16 protein-coding genes are annotated in these 17490 nt (G+C 56.9%); 11 read left to right on the top strand and 5 right to left on the bottom strand.

Annotated elements, in window-relative coordinates:
- Positions 1 to 80 precede the first annotated feature (80 nt).
- The 5 genes from prmC to HPY30_10370 all read left to right on the top strand — a co-directional run bounded on the left by prmC (position 81) and on the right by HPY30_10370 (position 3323).
- The gene (prmC, locus tag HPY30_10390) at positions 81 to 947 is read left to right on the top strand and encodes a peptide chain release factor N(5)-glutamine methyltransferase (protein ID QYZ66363.1); all 867 of its coding nucleotides are present in this window, start codon (positions 81 to 83) and stop codon (positions 945 to 947) included.
- Positions 948 to 1030: 83 nt separating this feature from the next.
- On the top strand, positions 1031 to 1441 hold the full coding sequence (locus HPY30_10385) for a hypothetical protein (protein ID QYZ66362.1): 411 nt from the start codon (positions 1031 to 1033) through the stop codon (positions 1439 to 1441).
- Positions 1442 to 1484: 43 nt separating this feature from the next.
- Complete coding sequence (gene moeB, locus HPY30_10380) at positions 1485 to 2222, top strand: molybdopterin-synthase adenylyltransferase MoeB (GenBank protein QYZ66361.1); 738 nt, start codon at positions 1485 to 1487, stop codon at positions 2220 to 2222.
- Between the two features lie 139 nt (positions 2223 to 2361).
- The gene (gene rrtA / locus HPY30_10375) at positions 2362 to 2940 is read left to right on the top strand and encodes a rhombosortase (GenBank protein QYZ66360.1); all 579 of its coding nucleotides are present in this window, start codon (positions 2362 to 2364) and stop codon (positions 2938 to 2940) included.
- Positions 2937 to 3323 (top strand): glutamyl-tRNA amidotransferase, encoded by a 387-nt coding sequence (locus tag HPY30_10370; GenBank protein ID QYZ66359.1) that lies wholly within the window; start codon positions 2937 to 2939, stop codon positions 3321 to 3323. Before rrtA ends, HPY30_10370 begins: the two co-directional genes overlap by 4 nt.
- A gap of 30 nt (positions 3324 to 3353) precedes the next feature.
- On the opposite strand, the gene HPY30_10365 is transcribed toward HPY30_10370, so the two are convergent.
- The 4 genes from HPY30_10365 to gatC form a co-directional block, all read right to left on the bottom strand.
- Positions 3354 to 5468 (bottom strand): hypothetical protein, encoded by a 2115-nt coding sequence (locus tag HPY30_10365; protein ID QYZ66358.1) that lies wholly within the window; start codon positions 5466 to 5468, stop codon positions 3354 to 3356.
- A 273-nt stretch (positions 5469 to 5741) separates the two neighbouring features.
- Positions 5742 to 7175, bottom strand: a complete 1434-nt coding sequence (gene gatB / locus HPY30_10360) for an Asp-tRNA(Asn)/Glu-tRNA(Gln) amidotransferase subunit GatB (protein QYZ66357.1) — start codon at positions 7173 to 7175, stop codon at positions 5742 to 5744.
- 117 nt (positions 7176 to 7292) lie between these two features.
- Positions 7293 to 8744 carry an Asp-tRNA(Asn)/Glu-tRNA(Gln) amidotransferase subunit GatA gene (gatA, locus tag HPY30_10355; protein QYZ66356.1) on the bottom strand — a complete coding sequence of 484 codons (1452 nt, stop codon included), beginning with the start codon at positions 8742 to 8744 and terminating at the stop codon, positions 7293 to 7295.
- 37 nt (positions 8745 to 8781) lie between these two features.
- Positions 8782 to 9069: an Asp-tRNA(Asn)/Glu-tRNA(Gln) amidotransferase subunit GatC gene (gatC, locus tag HPY30_10350; GenBank protein ID QYZ66355.1), complete on the bottom strand. Its 288-nt coding sequence runs from the start codon at positions 9067 to 9069 to the stop codon at positions 8782 to 8784.
- Between the two features lie 1792 nt (positions 9070 to 10861).
- Here gatC and HPY30_10345 point away from each other — a divergent pair.
- From HPY30_10345 to HPY30_10335, 3 genes are all read left to right on the top strand, one after another.
- Positions 10862 to 12346 (top strand): cytochrome C, encoded by a 1485-nt coding sequence (locus HPY30_10345; GenBank protein QYZ67997.1) that lies wholly within the window; start codon positions 10862 to 10864, stop codon positions 12344 to 12346.
- Between the two features lie 147 nt (positions 12347 to 12493).
- Positions 12494 to 13318 (top strand): hypothetical protein, encoded by an 825-nt coding sequence (locus tag HPY30_10340; protein ID QYZ66354.1) that lies wholly within the window; start codon positions 12494 to 12496, stop codon positions 13316 to 13318.
- Positions 13311 to 14510, top strand: coding sequence for a hypothetical protein (locus HPY30_10335; GenBank protein QYZ66353.1), 1200 nt, complete (start codon positions 13311 to 13313; stop codon positions 14508 to 14510). The genes HPY30_10340 and HPY30_10335 overlap by 8 nt, the downstream gene beginning before the upstream one ends.
- A gap of 95 nt (positions 14511 to 14605) precedes the next feature.
- On the opposite strand, the gene HPY30_10330 is transcribed toward HPY30_10335, so the two are convergent.
- Positions 14606 to 14836 (bottom strand): hypothetical protein, encoded by a 231-nt coding sequence (locus HPY30_10330; GenBank protein QYZ66352.1) that lies wholly within the window; start codon positions 14834 to 14836, stop codon positions 14606 to 14608.
- 122 nt (positions 14837 to 14958) lie between these two features.
- Between HPY30_10330 and HPY30_10325 the strand changes: the two genes are divergently transcribed.
- From HPY30_10325 to HPY30_10315, 3 genes are read left to right on the top strand one after another with little or no spacing between them, the layout of a single operon-like run.
- A complete protein-coding gene (locus HPY30_10325; protein QYZ66351.1) occupies positions 14959 to 15324 on the top strand; it encodes a right-handed parallel beta-helix repeat-containing protein in 366 nt (121 codons plus the stop codon).
- An 18-nt stretch (positions 15325 to 15342) separates the two neighbouring features.
- Complete coding sequence (locus HPY30_10320) at positions 15343 to 16287, top strand: diguanylate cyclase (GenBank protein QYZ66350.1); 945 nt, start codon at positions 15343 to 15345, stop codon at positions 16285 to 16287.
- Between the two features lie 46 nt (positions 16288 to 16333).
- Entirely contained in the window at positions 16334 to 17488 is a 1155-nt protein-coding gene (locus HPY30_10315; protein QYZ67996.1) for an ABC transporter substrate-binding protein, read from the top strand.
- Positions 17489 to 17490 lie beyond the last annotated feature (2 nt).

The following is a 17490-nucleotide window of genomic DNA, read 5'->3' as shown; positions in this document are numbered from 1 at the left end:
GAGCGGGGCCTCGCCGGATTAACCTACCTGCGGAGTCATCGCGGCGAGGCGCCGTTCCTACCCCGTTCAAAGCTATTCCAATGCAGAAAAACATCAAACAGACCCTGGAGGAAGCGGCATCTATCCTGGGGGCGCAACCTGACGGTTCATCCCAACTGGAAGCGGCAGTACTGCTCTGCCATCTGCTCCAAAAACCCTGCAGCCATCTCTACGCCTGGCCTGAAAAAATGCTCGACATCGCCCTGTATCAGGCCTATCAGGCACTGCTTCAAAGGCGCCGCAAGGGTGAACCCATCGCCTATATCACCGGACGGCGGGAGTTCTGGTCCCTGGAGCTGGAGGTCACACCGGACACACTGATCCCCCGTCCCGACACAGAACTGCTGGTTGAGCAGGCGCTGGCCCATTTGCCGCAGGAGAATCATTGCCGCATTGCCGATCTGGGCACCGGCAGCGGTGCCATCGCCCTGGCAATCGCCAGCGAACGCCCTGACTGCGAGATCCACGCCACTGACCGCTCATCCGCAGCCCTTACCGTTGCCCGGAAAAATGGTGACAAGCTGGGGTTCAATAACGTGCACTTCCACTTGGGCAGTTGGTTTGAAGCACTGCCTGGCCACGGCCGCTTCAGACTCATCCTGAGCAATCCGCCCTATATCCCCAGTGATGACCCTCACCTCGCCCAAGGAGATCTCTCCAGCGAGCCCAGAGAGGCGCTGGCCGCAGGCCATGACGGGCTGGATGATATCCGCGAAATCACCACTGCAGCCCACAACCATCTGTTACCCGGTGGCTGGCTGTTGCTGGAACACGGTTTTGACCAGGCAGCAGCCGTGCAGGCGCTTTTGCTGGAGGCCGGACTGACAGGGGTTCAATCCCATCGCGACCTGGCCGGACATGAAAGGATCACTGAGGGCCGTATGCCACATGAAATAACCTCTGCCTGAAAAACCCGAATTTATCGCAGAACAGACAATTCCATGGGTTCTGCCACTTGAAAATTCCCCTACATTAGCTAGGATTGTCGACTATGGATATTGATGGTCACGAATTCATCAAACATCGAAGTATTCACTTCGTTGAGTTTCACCCGGATCCGAATCAGGCTCAGACCGCTGCGCTGCTGCTTGCCGATGTGGAAGGCGTAATGCGGGTCGATCCCATCGACGCTCATCATCTGCAGGTGACTTATCACATCATGGATATCACCCTGGAGCAGATCGAGGTGGGCCTGACCAGTATGGGACTGCACATCGACAACCGCCTGCTGTACCGGCTGATACGCGCGCTGCACTACTACACCGAAGAGAACCAGCGCGCCGTTCGGGGTTGCACCAAGGGCAATCCCAACTGCACCCGCAACATCTTCGCCAAACGCTATCAGAGCATCGACCATCATTGCCGGGATCACCGCCCCGAGCACTGGCGCAAATATCTCTAATTTATTATGGTTGCCTGTCAGACCTGACGGGATTCCAACTCCAATGAACGACGAACAACTGCTGCGCTACAGCCGCCAGATCATGCTGCCCTCCATCGGCATCGAGGGACAGCAACGGCTACTCGATGCCAGCGTACTGCTCATCGGTCTTGGTGGACTGGGCGCGCCGGTGGCGATGTATCTTGCAGCCGCCGGGATCGGACGGCTGACACTTGTCGATTTCGACCAGGTCGACCTGAGCAACCTGCAACGCCAGATCATCCACACCACCGACCGTATCGGCACACCAAAGGTTGAATCTGCAAAGCAGGCGCTTGCCGCACTCAATCCCGAGATCGAAATCGAGTGCATCGGACATCAGCTTGAAGGGGATGAGCTCTCCGCACAGATCCAGCGGGCAGACCTCGTGGTCGACGCCTGCGACAACTTCGCTACCCGCTTCGCCATCAATGCCGCCTGCCACGAGAACAGCACCCCCCTGGTATCCGGCGCGGCAATCCGCATGGAGGGACAGGTCAGCGTCTTTCCCGGTAAACCCGGCAGCCCCTGCTACCGCTGCCTCTACCCCGAAAACGGCCAGGTGGAGGACACCTGCACCGCCAACGGCGTGCTCGCGCCGGTGGTCGGCATCATCGGCAGCATCCAGGCCACGGAGGCCATCAAGTGCCTTACCGGCGCCGGATCGACACTCGAGGGACAACTGTTGATTCTGGATGCGCTGCACATGCAGTGGCGCAGTCTCAAGCTCAAGGCAGACCCGCACTGCCCGGTTTGCAGCTAGTGCTACTTCAATGTGATGATTGCGGGTTCAACCAGGAGGTAGAGTGCGCTGTGCGCACCATGATTTGCGTGAATAGCGTGATTACGGCTTGTTTTGGTGCGCATGGCGCACCCTGCACATCCTAAATGAAGGACGACTAGTGCCTTCGTTGCTTCAATGCAGGATCACCCCGCTCCTGCTCTCCTCGCTCTGTTTCCTGATCCTGCTGCTGCCTGATAGCTGGCAACAGGTGCTGCGTTACGAAAATGCAGCCATCGGAAACGGGCAACTCTGGCGTCTGATCACTGCCCACCTGGTACACCTGGGCTGGCCCCATCTGCTACTCAATCTATTGGCCTTCTGGCTCATCCTGGAACTTTTCTTCCTACCGGACATCCGGCTGAGATTGCTGCTGCTCACCCTGGGAACCTCGCTGGGACTTCTGCTCTTCAGCCCGGATGTAGGCTGGTATGCCGGTTTCTCCGGCGCCCTGCACGGCCTGCTGGCACTGGCGCTGCTGGACAGGGCGCTGACATCTCCCCAGTCTTCCGTGATCATGTTGGTTCTACTGGCGGGTAAGCTCTTGTGGGAACAACACCAGGGACCGCTACCGGGCAGTGTCTCCCTGACCCAGGGCAGCGTGATCGTCGACGCACACCTTTACGGCGCCATCTCCGGGGCAGTAATATGGGGGCTGGAGAGAGTGGCTCTCCGATTTAGAAATGAGGATCCTGAGTGAAACCTATTGCACTCTTGTCAATTTTGCTGTTTGGACTTTTTGGCTGTCAGGAGATAGATGTTTCCCAGATGTCACCGGAAGAACGAGAAGCGGTCACTTCCCTCGCCTGGCTGAAAAATGCCGATGCGACAAAAGACGCGGATACGGCGATCAAACGGGGAGACCACCGACTGATCGCGATGGCGACCCGCAGTCCGACCCTGCCGGGTGTGCCGGTGGAGTCCTCATCAAAGGCGAAATCGGTATGCGGCATTCGCTATCTTGAGGGATCCACCGATGCGGTCGTCAGTGATCTGCATCTGAAGCTGCTGCAAGAGGCTCAGAAGTATGCCGAGCAGTATAACCACGTCATGCTGAAGCGCTGCCTGGACCGTTCCAAATAGTCAGCAAACAGCGGCTTCCCGTGTACCAGGTCAGGCGTTGCATCTTCTTCGTAGCGTGTAACCTATACCGCCCAAACCGAGCAGTAGCGGCAGCCAGAGTGCCGCTCCGCCACCCCCCCCATCCGGAATAGTCACATTGCCACCGGCATCCACGAAGATGGTGCCGTGTTCAAGGGCGGTACCGTCTGTGGCCTTGCAGGCCGTTCCGGCGGCAGTGGTGCCTGTAACGCCGATATCCGCATCCGAGAGGCTGAAAAAGATATTGTTGCTGCAGGCCACCCGCACCCGGCCTCTGGCAACCAGACTGTTGGGCAGGATTGGCGACGCCGAACCGGTATTGGGAAATGTCCCAAGATTCAAAACCGCATCGTCATTGTGGTCGCAATAGGTTGAACCATCGGCACTGAATGAGAGAAGCGAGATTTCAACCTGAGGACAGCTGCCCCCGGTACCGCCCACTGCCCAGTTGATAGTCTGGGCGAATCCGCCTGGATAGTTGCCCGCGATATTCAGCACGCCACCATTTACATCAAAAGGGCCGGTACCCCCATCCACAGTCACCACCAGATCGGCCTCATCCACACCGGAGTTGCCGTCTCGGGCGGTAAGCCGAAATCTCATGGTTCTGCTCACCGTCGGCAGGATTTCGCCGATCTCCCCTGGAGCCCACGTCAACTGGTAACTGAGCCGGGGGAAGTTTCGGACCGGTGTATCTTTCGGCAGATAGGAGCGGAACAACGGGGAGCCTGGATCCATCTGGTCCCACTGATAGGAGAGGGTGTCCAGTTCTGGGTCAAGAGCAGAGCCGGTCAGGGCAAAAGGCGTACTTTTTGGAATAGTGAAAGCCGCCCCGGCATTTGCTGTGGGAGCCGTATTGCCGCTGGATGCGAGTGTCCCGCAACTGCTACCACCACCCAGAGTGGAAAAAGCCACCATCTGTCCAATACTCACCCCATGAAAGGTGGCATCCGAGTTGAGTTGCAGATTTTCCGGATTGCAGATACCCGCATAACTCATGATGGTAGAGCCACTGCCAGGCTCTACCGCCGTCACAGGTATCCTGTTTCCGGCACAAGCACCCGCGGTACCGTCGAAGGTATGATCTGCACCGAACTGGTGACCGATTTCATGGGAGACAAAATCGATATAGAAGGCGTCACCGATAGGCGCAGAACCACCAGTCACCCCACCACCTTTTAAATCGCTGTCACAGACACTATCCAAAAAAGCGACACCGCCACCGATCCAAGTACTGAACACATGCCCGATATCGTAGTTTGCACTACCGATAACGTTATCAAGATTAGTTCTATTCGGAGTTAGAAAATCTGAGAGGTCATTATTCGGATCGGGGTAGGGATCGGAAGCACCATCCGTGTAGATAATCCGGTCATTTCCGGCAACCAGTATGAACTGCACCGCGATATCCCGCCCATAGATCTGATTGACCCGGTTGATGGCGGTCACCATGGCAGAGAGCGCACTGATCTTGGTGCCACCGTGAAACTGGGTGTATTCGCCGGTGGCCGCCAGGGCCAGCCGATAATTACGACGCTGTCCACTGGTGCGTTGGGCTGTATCCCCATCGCTGCGCAAGGCCGTCTGCTGATCCCCGTCCACGGCGCAGGCAAATCCGCTTTCAGCCCCCATGCCGCGCTGCGCCAGGACGTAGTCACCTTTGTAGTAGGCGCGGTAACCGCCACTCCCATCCGGATCGATAAAGACAGTACCGGCGGTAGAGGTGATCATGCCGTGAAACCCCTGTGGGGTCATATCCAGCCGACCGCTGGCACCGGGATCATCGACACCATGAACCTGGTAGGTGGTTATCTCCGGATAGCGCGCTGCCAGTTCCGGCGCCAATATCGGTGAGAGTTCGAGTCGAAAGCGCTGCATCGTGCCGTTGGGCATGGGCAAGCTGAGTTCCGAGCCCTGACTGCTGGTAAACTCCAGAGGGGCAGCCGCCAGCGCCTGCCGCAAGGCGCCATCATCCGCTTGCAGGGATCGATAGTAGAGTGGTTCCGCAGTCATCCCGCGGGCAGCGGTATCCCCAGCCGGGACATCACTCCAGATGGCAGCCGATCCACTGCAGGGCAAACCAAAAAGTGCAACGACAAATAATAAAGGGGATATTCCAGCACGCATGCAACCCGTCTCCGGTTAGTTAATCCTTTTGAACATGATTCCCCACAGCCTGCTGCGAGGAGTATGCAGGAGCGGCGGGGCACCGCTCCTGCAATATCAGGGAAGCTCTGATTAATTGCGTTACTGTCATCTCGACCTCAGGGAGAGATCTCAACCTACAAAGCGCATAGCCAGGTTTCGAGGTATAAGATTTCTCACTGCGTTCGAATGACAATTATTCAGAGCTTCCTTATGTTTATTCTCGCTCTTAGCCCCTGAACCTTTCCTGAACAATCAGGCCTTGAGTTTTTTCAGCAGAAGCTCGTTGACCTGTTCAGGATTGGCCTTGCCTCTGGTCGCTTTCATGACCTGGCCGACAAAGAAACCCAACAGTTTCTCCTTGCCCGCGCGGAACTGTTCAACCTGCTTTGGATTGTTGGCAATGATGTCGTCGATAATCGGCTCCATCGCCCCTGTATCGGTAATCTGCTTGAGACCTTTAGCCTCGATCACCGTATCCGCGTCACCCTCGCCGTTCCAGATCGCCTCGAAGACCTGCTTTGCGATCTTGCCTGAGATGGTCTTGTCGGCGATGCGTTTCAGCAACCCACCCATCTGCTCAGGACTCACCGGGGAGTCGGCGAGATTCAGCCCCGCCTTGTTCAATGCACCACCCAGTTCCATGGTGACCCAGTTGGCAGCCATCTTGGTTTCGCCACCCGCCTCGACCACCACTTCGAAATAGTCCGCCAAGGGACGGCTGGCAGTCAGTGCCTTCGCCTCTTTTTCGCCCAGTGCATAGGTCTGAATAAAACGCTGCAGCTTGGCGGCAGGCAGTTCCGGCATCCCATCCCGGATCTGCTCCAGCAGCGACTCATCGATCTCCACCGGCAGCAGATCAGGATCGGGGAAGTAACGGTAGTCGTTCGCCTCCTCCTTGCTGCGCATGGAGCGGGTCTCATCCCTGTCGGCATCGTAGAGACGGGTCTCCTGCACGATCCTGCCGCCACCTTCAACCACGTCGATTTGGCGCTCCAACTCATAGTTGAGGGCGCGTTCCAGAAAACGGAAGGAGTTGATGTTCTTCAGCTCTGTACGGGTACCGAACGCTTCCTGACCATAGGGACGAATGGAGAGGTTCGCGTCCACCCGGAAAGAACCCTCCTGCATATTGCCGTCGCAGATGCCGAGATAGACTACCAGTTGGTGAATCTTGCGGGCATAGGCTACCGCCTCCTTGATGGAGCGCATATCCGGCTCGGAGACGATCTCCAGCAGCGGCGTACCGGCCCGGTTGAGGTCGATCCCGCTCAAACCGTGAAAGTCCTCATGCAGAGACTTGCCTGCATCCTCCTCCAGATGCGCACGGGTGATGCCGATCACTTTCGACTCGCCGTTTTCCAGCTCGATGGTCAATTCGCCCCTGCCCACAATAGGCAATTCAAACTGACTGATCTGATAACCCTTTGGCAAATCAGGATAGAAGTAGTTTTTTCGCGCAAACACTGAACGCTTACCTATTTCTGCGCCAACTGCGACACCGAATTTGAGGGCGCAGTTTACCGCCTCCCGGTTCAACACCGGCAACACGCCGGGGAAGGCCAGATCCACATTGCAGGCCTGGGTGTTGGGCGCTGCACCATAGGCCGTGGAGGCCCCGGAGAAGATCTTCGATTTGGTGGCCAATTGGGTATGAACTTCCAACCCGATGACGGTTTCCCACTGCATGGTCTTTACTCTTTAAATTTCAAAAACTGTAGGATGCGGTGAAGAATGAACCGCATCATTCACTACCGATGCGGTTCGCAAGCTCACCACATCCTGCATGTTCACCACTTGGAAAATTCAATAACCTTCCGGCGCCAACTTGTGCCAGTCCGTTGCCTGCTGGAGTTTATGGGCGACGTTCAGCAGCTTCGCCTCAGCAAAATAGTTGCCGATGAGCTGCAATCCGACCGGCATGCCCTCCACCGGTCCCACCGGCACCGACATGCCGGGCAGCCCTGCCAGATTGGCCGCAATGGTATAGATATCGTTGAGGTACATGGTCACCGGATCACCCGCCTTCTCCCCCAGGCCAAAGGCGGTACTGGGTGTGGAGGGTCCCAAAATCACATCGACCTGCTCGAAGGCAGCCTTGAAATCATCGGAGATCAGGTGACGGATCTTCTGCGCCTTCAGATAGTAGGCGTCGTAATACCCGGCCGAAAGGGCATAGGTTCCGATCATGATGCGCCGCTTTACCTCTTCACCAAACCCCTCGCCTCTGGAACGTTTATAGAGGTCCTCCAGATCCTTGGGGTCTTCGCAGCGATAGCCATATCGTACGCCGTCAAAACGGGAGAGATTGGAAGAGCACTCGGCAGGCGCGACCACGTAGTAGGTGGGCACCGCCAGATGCGTGTTGGGCAGGCTGATCTCCACCACCTCGGCGCCCAGTTTGCGGTACTCCTCGATGGCAGCCTCAACAGATGCCGCCACCCCGGCATCCAGACCTTCGCCGAAATACTCCTTCGGCAGGCCAATCTTCAACCCCTGCAGAGAGTCGTTCAGACCAGCGGAAAAATCGGGTAGTGGTTCCTCCGCACTGGTGGAATCTCTCGGATCGAAACCGGCCATGGCCTGCAGCATCAGCGCCGCATCCTCGGCGCTACGGGTCATCGGACCGCCCTGGTCGAGACTCGACGCAAAGGCGATCATGCCGTAACGGGAGACCCGGCCGTAGGTGGGTTTCAGTCCGGTAATGCCACAGAGCGCAGCGGGCTGGCGGATGGAACCACCGGTATCGGTGCCGGTTGCCGCGACCGCCAGACGCGCCGCGACGAGAGCAGCCGAACCACCGGATGAGCCGCCGGGCACACGCTCCCGGTCCCAGGGATTGCGCACCGGGCCGTAGAAACTGGTCTCATTGGAGGAGCCCATGGCGAACTCATCCATATTGGCCTTGCCGAGCATCACCACCCCGGCGGCATTGAGCCGCTCCACAACAGTAGCGTCGTAGGGCGAGATGAAACTGTCGAGCATGCGGGAGCCGCAACTGGTTTTCACACCCTGGGTGCAGAAAATATCCTTCTGCGCGATAGGAATGCCTGCGAGAGGTCCGGCATTGCCCGCACTGATCCGCTGATCAGCCGCTTCCGCAGCCTGAAGGGCGACATCCGGGGTTACCGTGATATAGCAGTTCAAGCCCTCATCCAGCGAATCGATGCGCGCCAGGAAATGACGAGTCAGTTCCACACTGGAAAATTCACCGGCACGCAGGCCCGCGCCCAGTTCCGCGATAGTTTTGTTATGCATAGTCAGTCAGTTATTCCTGCAAAGTCGAACTCATCCACTACTCGATCACCTTGGGCACCAGGTAGAGATCACTCTCAACCTTGGGCGCAATGGCCTGGAAGTCTTCCCGGCGGTTCACTTCAGTCACCTCGTCCACCCGCAGACGCTGAGCCATATGCAGCGGGTGGGCCATCGGTGTGACATCATCGGTTTCGACGTCATCCATCTGTGCAACCAAACCCAGAATATTGGAGAGGTCTGTGGCATAACCTTCGATCCGGTCCTCGTCCACCGCCATTCTGGCAAGGTGGGCAATTTTCTCTATGTCAGAGCGATCCAACGACATCCGTCTGATTCCTGTGGTGAAAAACGTGCAAAAAGTTACCACATTTAGGCGTTTCGATATACGGCGAAAAACGAAAACCACTCTGAAAATCCTCCCAGTAAGGCACCATTTGCCACTCGACTGCGTGAAACGGCGTTTTCTATTCCAGGCAATTTATTTGACGATTTAAAATATTGGGATATAATTCCCACTTATGGAGTCTGTCAGAGCTGACACTCAAGACAGGCAAGCAGACGCCCCCCGCATCAATCACAAGGAAACAGTCGATATGAAAAAATTACAACAAATAGCCATATCCACACTGCTGGTGCTGCTGATCAGCGCCTGTGGGGGCGGAGGAGATGACGCGACATTCGGAGGCTCTTCCGCAACACGCAGCGACGAAACCGTCCTTGGCCGGGTGACCGGCTTTGGCAGTGTATATGTCGATGGGGTCGAGTACGAAACAGACAACACTCAAATTACCATCAATGGCGTTCCTGCCGATGAGAGCGCATTGAAACTCGGCATGGTGGTGCTGCTGAAAGGCAACTCCGACGGTAGCCATGGAGAGGCCTTCAATATAGATTTCTCCGATGAGATTCACGGCTTTGTCGACGAGAATCTGACCGGCACCGGCGGCGCACTTCAGGTCATGGGGCAGACCGTTTACAGCGACCCTCTCACCGTTTTTGAGTCAGCTGTTGCCGGCATCACCACCATTGCAGCCATCCCCCAAGGCGCCATTGTCGAGATCAGTGGTTATCGCGATGCGGATGGCGCACTGTTCGCCACCCGCATTGAGCTGAAAAAACTCGCCTTGGATCCAGGGGATGAGGTCAGCGTAAAAGGCCGGATCGAGACCCTGGATGAAAACGCAAAACGACTCACCCTGGGAACTATGGGGGTCGACTACAGCCAGGCGGAGGTCAAGGACGTACTGATTGTCGGCAGGTTTTATGAGATCAGCAGCCGTCAGGGCACATCACCCATCAACGGTGACCTGATCGCTGACGAGATCGAAGCGGCGGAAGACGCAGCGGAACAGATCGATAGTGACACAGATGAACAGATCAAACTGGAAGGCAGAATCGACACACTCCTCACGGATGACCTGTTTACTCTCAATGGCCTGGAGATTCTGGTCAATCCGGAAACCGAATTTGAAGATGGCGATCAGCAGCAGCTTACTGAGAATGCACTGATAAAAGTCAGGGGACATCTCAACGAGCAGGGGCAGGTCAGCGCAGATGAGATCGAGTTTCGCTCCGAGACATACACTGAAATCGAAGGCATAGTAAGCCAGGTCGACAGCAATAACAGCACCTTGACCATCGGCAATAGTTTGGTCCACTACTCCAGTGAAACACTGGTAATAGACGAGTGGAACGAGGATCGCAGTTTCAACCTGCAGCAGATCAGGGTCGGCGATGAACTGGAGATAGACGTCACACAGGATGCTTCAGGTAATCTGTTTGCAGTCAAACTGGTCAGAAAATCAGGGACTGAGAGTGAGACCGATGATGAGGATCATGCTGAAGGCAGCGGGGACGAAGGCGCAGAGGGAGATGATACTGACGAAGAGGGCTCCTCTGAGAACGAAGATGACGACGGAAACACCGGCGTCCCAGGTATCACCGACACCCACCGTGTTCTCGCCTTCAACGATCTCGGCATGCACTGTGCTGACCTTGACTACACCACCTTCGTAGTCCTGCCGCCTTTCAATGTAATCCGCAGCCAGGTCATCGAGCGCGGCGCCACCCCCCGCATCCTCAGCAGCGCGGAAGTCGACGTCGCCTACAAGGCGCAGATGGATGCAGCAGGCTCGATCAACACCACCAGCCAGAACCTGCCGGGATCCGTGCAGAAAACCAACTTCTGGGACATCAACCCGGCTAGCGGCAACACCTACGTCTTCGATCTGTTCGGAGGCAACCCCCCGGCTGATGTTGGACTCCTGGGCCAGAGCATGCCCGGCGTCAACGCACCCTATGCCGCCAATGAGGATCAACCCTTCGGGCACTACGACGCAGACTTCGCCTGGTTCTCCGCGGACGGCGTTCCGATCCTGCCGGTGGATGACGCCGGACAGACCAATTCCTATCCGCTGATGCAGGTTACCGCCAGTGACAAGGCCAGTGGCCAGGCTCTCGCCAGTCTGGACGTCGTTTTGCCGGTCGCCTCCGAGGCGGACTGCCAGAACTGTCATGCCCTGGGGGAGATAGGCGCCGACAGCAACCGTCGCCCAGATGTCGATTTCATCTTCCCTGATGATATCAACGACCCCAACGATGTACTGCAGGCGGCAAAGGCCAATATCCTGCGTCTCCACGACAACAAGCACGGCACCAATATCGATAATCAGCGCCCGGTGCTCTGCGCCGGTTGCCACTATTCGGCAGCGCTGGACCTGGCTGGAAACGGCGGGCCTGTCGGCAAGCAGGTGGGCCATGCCATGATGTCCCAGGTGATGCACGGCCACCATGGTGAGCTGCGGGATCCCGCCACAGATGAGCTTATCTTCCCGGAAAACGGCACTCTGGAAGAGACCTGCTACCAGTGCCATCCCGGCAAGGTTACCAAGTGCCTGCGCGGCGCCATGGGCGGTGCCGGCATCACCTGCCAGAACTGCCACGGCGGTATGCTTGCAGTGGGCGGTGTACACGACCTTCCAGCCGGCGGCGGTCTCGACGGGGCCAATGACGGCACCACTCCGCGCCAGCCCTGGATCGACGAGCCACGCTGCGAATCCTGCCACACCGGTGATTCCAATGATCACTTGGGCGGCACCATTCGCCTCAGTCAGGCCTGGGAATCAGGGGATCCATCGGCAACTCCCCGCCGGGCAGAGAACAAGCGTTTTGCGGAAAACCCGGCCAAGCTCTATCGCAACAGCCTGGGACATGGCGGTGTTGCCTGCGAAGGCTGCCACGGCTCCACTCACGCCATCTGGCCCAATGCAGCGCAGGGATCCAACGACAATGTAGCCGCCGTACAGCTGCAGGGGCATGCCGGAACCATTAGTGAATGCAGTAGTTGCCATACCACCCTGGGTCTCACCCTGGATGGCCCCCACGGCATGCACAACGTCAACAACCCTGCCTGGACTGAGGGGCATGAGTCCTTCTACCAGCAGAATCCAGGGAGTTGCCGCGCATGCCACGGCCAGAACCTGGAAGGCACCGCACTCTCCCGTACCGCAGCGGACCGCGACCTTCAAACCGACGATAACGGCCCGATCCACCTCGTCAAGGGCACTGAGGTCAGTTGTGCGCTGTGCCATGAGAGGCCCTGATGCAGGATTTAATTAATGAGTATTACTTGACCTGGGCAAAAATGGGATTATAATCCCAACAAGGCCGTCTCCAAGCCAACCTTACAGAGGCTGGCCTGGACCTGAGCACTAACGAGATCAGCTACCAATGTGGATTTAATCAGTTCGATGTCCAACGAGATCCAGAAAACACTCACCGCCGCCATCCTGAAACTCCTGCGGCCACTGGTGCGCCTGCTGTTACGTAACGGCATGAGCTACGGTGACTTTGCAGATCTCAGCAGATGGGTATTTATGGATGTGGCGGAAAAAGAGTTCACTCTCCCGGGGCGCAAGCAGTCAGTATCGCGCATCTCGGTTATTACCGGCCTCACCCGCAAGGATGTAAGCCGCCTGCAGAAGATAGAGAGACCTGACGACTCCGCCATTGCCCAGCAGTACAACCGGGCAGCGAGGGTAATCGCCGGCTGGCTGCGGGACAGCCGCTTCCACACTTCGGAAGGCACCCCGGCTGAACTCTCTTTCGATTCCGGGGTCAACAGCTTCACTGCGCTGGCGAAAGAGCACAGCGGTGACATCCCGCCCAGGGCCATCCTCGATGAACTGCTCAGGGTGGGAACGGTCGAGCAGGATAGTAACGGCAACATCCATCTCCTGATGGAGGCCTTTGTTCCCCGCACCGGGGAAAAGGACAAGCTGCATATATTGGGCACCGACATCTACCTGCTGCTATCCACCATCGACCACAATCTGCGGCTGGGCGATTCCGATCCCCGCTACCAACGCAAGGTGGCCTATGACAACCTGCCAGAGGAGGCGCTACCCCGTTTCCGGGAAATGAGCGCAGAGAAGGCCCAGGCCCTGCTGATCGAGCTTGACCGCCATCTCTCTGCCCAGGACCGCGACCTTAACCCTGAGGTAAAAGGCAATGGTCGCAAACAGGCCGGTATCGGCATCTACTACTTCGAGCAGGACATGGCTACAGATGACTGACATGAAAATATTTCCGATCCTTTTTACCACCCTCATTCTTTCCGGCTGCGGCGGCGGCGAGACCCAGACCGCTGATGGCGGCATTGGCGGCACCGGCGTTGCCTGGGGTCGCGTCACGGGTTTTGGTTCCATCTATCTGAACGACATCAAATACGAAACCACAACCACAAGTTACCAGTTCGAGGAGCCGACACGGGTCGATCAGTCGGACCTTAAGGTCGGCATGGTGGTGCGGATCACCGGAAACAACGACGGCGTCACCGGCGAAGCGGAGACGGTGGAGTACACCGATCTGCTGGAAGGCACCGTCAGCGGCAATGACATTGCAGGCAGCAGCAGCCTGACTGTGATGGGTCAGACGGTGATCGTCGATCTTGACACCATCTATGACGACGGTGGCACCGGCATCCTGCTCGCCGACCTGGCTATCGATGCCGTCATCGAGGTCAGCGGCTTCTCCGATGGCCTTGGGGTCATCTATGCCACCCGCATCGAGGTGAAGTCCGCCGCCTGGAACGGCACAGATCAACTCGAAGTCAAAGGCATCGTACAGAATCTGACCGCCACCACATTTGAGCTTGGTAGCCTCACTGTCGATTTTGCCGTTATTCCAGCACTTCTGCCCGACGGCATACCCCAGGAAGGCAAGTACGTCGAAGCCAAAGGCGACAGCTTCAATGGCGCCACCTTCGAAGCGGACGAGGTTGAGACTGAAGGCGACGGCGATCTGGAGTGGGCCGAAGATGGCGAAGAGCTGGAGATCGAGGGGATCGTCACCACCGATTTCGATGGTGTCACGAATCAGTTCACCCTCAATGGCCAGACGGTTCAGATAACCGCATCCACTGAGTTCGAAGACGGAAACAGCGGCGATATCCTGGCCGGAACACCTCTGGAAGTTGAAGGAACAATGGAAGGTACGGTGCTGATGGCCAGTGAAATCGAATTTGGCACCGATAGTGCCGATAAACTGGAGATTGAAGATATCGTCGCCAGCGTGGATCCGGGCGCAAGCAGTTTCATGGTCCAGGGCGGGCAAACATTCGTAACGACCACTTCGACGATCTTCATCGACGAATTGAACAACGACCAATTCTTCAGCCTGGCCAGCCTGAATCCCGGCGAGAATGTCGATGTTACCTATGTCGATAATGGCGGTGTCCTGACAGCCACCAAGGTGGAACGGGAGTAAGTAGGAGCGGCGCCCCGCGGCGATTGCTCCGTTAGCGGGTAAATCGCGGCGGGGCACCGCCGCTCCTACACACCGTCAGGTTGCGACCAGCTGATCTATTCAGCCACAAGGATCAGCTTGAGCAGGTCGATGGAACTCAACTCGTAACATTCCCACAACTGCTCGAAGGCCTCCGCCTCTCCGGCATCCACGCCTATCTGCTTGCTGACTTCGGCGAGGCTATTGCGGCCAAGCCCGGCGCCCGAATACTTCGCCTCGATCGCTGCCTGGGCGAGATCCGACACGGGAGCCGCTTCCCCCACCAGACTGAAACTTCCGATCAACACTTCCCAAAGCTTCAGGATAGGTGCGCCGATGAAATCAAACTAATAATCGCCCCAATAGCACTGGATTTTACAAATAGTGCTGACGCATTACCCGCCCATGGCAACCCTGTGAGCATCCGTTTATGATGAGCACTGCCGAAACTACATCCCAGAAACCCGCAAGTGTGGTGACGGCAACCAGGTCGCCTACCTGGCGCTGGCTCTATGGGCGGGATGCTGATTACAACCAGATCATCAACTGCCGCTTCATTGGCGCTCACGATCCCAATGGCAGCTCCAAAACAGGCCTTTTCTTCGAGCAGGCGGACCACAACCACATTGTTAACAATCTGTTTGACGGCACCACCCAGGACAACCTTTCACTGGTGAAGTCGGACAGCAACCTGGTGCAGGGCAATCGCTTCCGCAACGGCAAACACACCCTCTGGAGCATCAAGTACGGCAACAAGAACATCATCAGGGGCAACGACCTCTCCCCATTGAAGTGACAGGGTGAATTTGACGCAATGTTTTCAGGTCTTCAGGATACCAGCCCCAGCATTCTGATCGTCGATGACGCGCCGGACAACCTGAACCTGTTGCAACGCCTGTTGGCTGACGAAGCCTACGAGATCCGAGTGGCGCCGAATGGGGAATTTGCACTGCGTGCCATGGAGGCCAGCCCCCCCGACCTGATCCTTCTCGATATCCATATGCCGGAACTGGATGGTTTTGAGGTGTGTAAACGTCTCAAGTCAAACGACCTCACAAGGGATATCCCTATCATTTTTCTTACTGCACTGAGTGATCCCGAGGACGAGGGCCGGGGGTTAAAACTCGGGGCGGTGGACTATATCACCAAGCCTTTCCAGGCTGAGATCATCAAGGCGCGCTTGCGTACTCATCTGAAATACGTACATCAACGCAATCTGCTGGAACAACTTGCAAAGCTCGATCCTTTAACCGAGATCCCCAATCGGCGGTTCTTAAACGAACAGCTTGAGAAAGAGTGGAGCCGTTCCCTGCGTATTGGTTCCCGGCCCCTTTCCGTCGCCATTCTGGACGTGGATTTTTTTAAAAAATACAACGACAGCATGGGGCATCCTATGGGGGATAAAGCACTGATCGCGATCGCCAGGACGATGACGCGAATACTCAGTCGTCCTGCCGATCTGGCGGCACGTTTTGGTGGCGAAGAGTTTTTCATCCTGCTCCCCGATACGGATCAAGCAGGCGCAGAGATGATCGCAGAACATATCCGCAAAGAGGTGGACGCACTCGCGCTTACTTATCCGATAGCCTCGGTCACACACCATCTTTCGGTGAGCATCGGGGGCACAACAGCTTTGCCCTCATCTGGAATTGTGTGCGACGAGCTAATTGAACGGGCCGACGCCAATCTCTATGAGGCCAAGAACTCTGGACGTAACCGAGTCGTATGGTCGGATTTTATAGGTGGCAAGGATGTATGAGATGACAATTATGCAGCGACTGAAAAAAATCATTCTTTCCTTATTCATGGTGGTTTTCACCGGCGCGGCTCCAGCGCAAGAGAGTAGCCCCGTCTATATAGGGCTGGATGGGGAATTCAGCCTGCTCAACAGCACCTCTGCCCAGGCGATCGAGCGGGGAATCCGTGTCGCACTTGATGAGATCAACGAAGCGGACGGCGTGCTGAACGGCCGACCGATGAAACTGCTGATCCGTGACAACCGCTCTGTCCCGGCCCGAGGGCGGGAGAATATACGGAGATTTGCCGAAGTTGAGGATCTGGTCGCCATAATGGGTGGGCGCTTCAGCCCCGTCCTTCTTGATGAACTCGACCTGGTTCACGAGTTGGGGATTGTATTACTGGACGCCTGGGGTTCAGCTGACGGCATTACCGAGCATGAATACCGCCCAAGCTATACCTTTCGCCTCTCTCTACGTGACCGGTACGCCATGCCAACCATGTTGCAGCATGCACTGGAGAAAGGGGCCGAACAGGTCGGGATCATAGTGCCGAATACCGGTTGGGGGCGAAGCAATGCCAAGGCAGCCCTGCGTTATCAGGAGCATGAGTCAGCGCCGAAGATCCTGAAACCAGTCTGGTACAACTGGGGTGAAAAAGACATGTTACGCCACTATCGCCTACTGCTGGAGGCGGGGGCGGATGTAGTCATTCTGGTGGCAAACGATATTGAGGGATCCCGACTGGTCCATCAACTGGCTGCGCTGGATGGCCACGAGATTCTTCCGATTATCAGTCACTGGGGGGTGACCGGCGGCAAAATGGTGGAAAAGAGTGGCGCAATGCTGCACAGACTCGATTTTTCCGTGGTTCAGACCTTCAGCCTGTTTACCGCTGATCCCCAGATCCGTGATCGGGTAATGAGCCGGGCCAAGCGGCTGTTGGCCATCCAGAGGATCGAAGATATAGAATCGCCCGTGGGTTTTGGGCACGCCTATGACCTGACGCACATCCTGGCCCGCGCTGTTGATATTGCCGGTACCACAAACCGGGCCAAGGTGCGGGAAGCCCTTGAACAGGTACACGGCTACCAGGGTCTGACCGGTTCCTACCCACGCCCTTTCACGCCAGAAAGACATGATGCTCTTAAGCAGGAACAGGTATTCATGGCCCGCTACCGTGAAGACGGTGTCATCGTGCCACTCTCCCCGGTGCATGAATAGAC

It is taken from the genome of Gammaproteobacteria bacterium (ex Lamellibrachia satsuma) (assembly GCA_019623805.1).
Taxonomy (GTDB): Bacteria; Pseudomonadota; Gammaproteobacteria; order Chromatiales; family Chromatiaceae; genus QGON01.
This window is presented reverse-complemented; position numbering and strand designations above follow the sequence as displayed.

Coding starts and splice junctions, on each gene's coding strand:
- HPY30_10385 (QYZ66362.1), top strand. CDS start 1,031: ATGGATATTGATGGTCACGAATTCATCAAACATCGAAGTATTCACTTC.
- gatA (QYZ66356.1), bottom strand. CDS start 8,744: ATGCATAACAAAACTATCGCGGAACTGGGCGCGGGCCTGCGTGCCGGT.
- HPY30_10365 (QYZ66358.1), bottom strand. CDS start 5,468: ATGCGTGCTGGAATATCCCCTTTATTATTTGTCGTTGCACTTTTTGGT.
- HPY30_10320 (QYZ66350.1), top strand. CDS start 15,343: ATGTTTTCAGGTCTTCAGGATACCAGCCCCAGCATTCTGATCGTCGAT.
- prmC (QYZ66363.1), top strand. CDS start 81: ATGCAGAAAAACATCAAACAGACCCTGGAGGAAGCGGCATCTATCCTG.
- gatB (QYZ66357.1), bottom strand. CDS start 7,175: ATGCAGTGGGAAACCGTCATCGGGTTGGAAGTTCATACCCAATTGGCC.
- gatC (QYZ66355.1), bottom strand. CDS start 9,069: ATGTCGTTGGATCGCTCTGACATAGAGAAAATTGCCCACCTTGCCAGA.
- HPY30_10340 (QYZ66354.1), top strand. CDS start 12,494: ATGTCCAACGAGATCCAGAAAACACTCACCGCCGCCATCCTGAAACTC.
- HPY30_10325 (QYZ66351.1), top strand. CDS start 14,959: ATGATGAGCACTGCCGAAACTACATCCCAGAAACCCGCAAGTGTGGTG.
- HPY30_10335 (QYZ66353.1), top strand. CDS start 13,311: ATGACTGACATGAAAATATTTCCGATCCTTTTTACCACCCTCATTCTT.
- HPY30_10345 (QYZ67997.1), top strand. CDS start 10,862: ATGGATGCAGCAGGCTCGATCAACACCACCAGCCAGAACCTGCCGGGA.
- HPY30_10315 (QYZ67996.1), top strand. CDS start 16,334: ATGGTGGTTTTCACCGGCGCGGCTCCAGCGCAAGAGAGTAGCCCCGTC.
- moeB (QYZ66361.1), top strand. CDS start 1,485: ATGAACGACGAACAACTGCTGCGCTACAGCCGCCAGATCATGCTGCCC.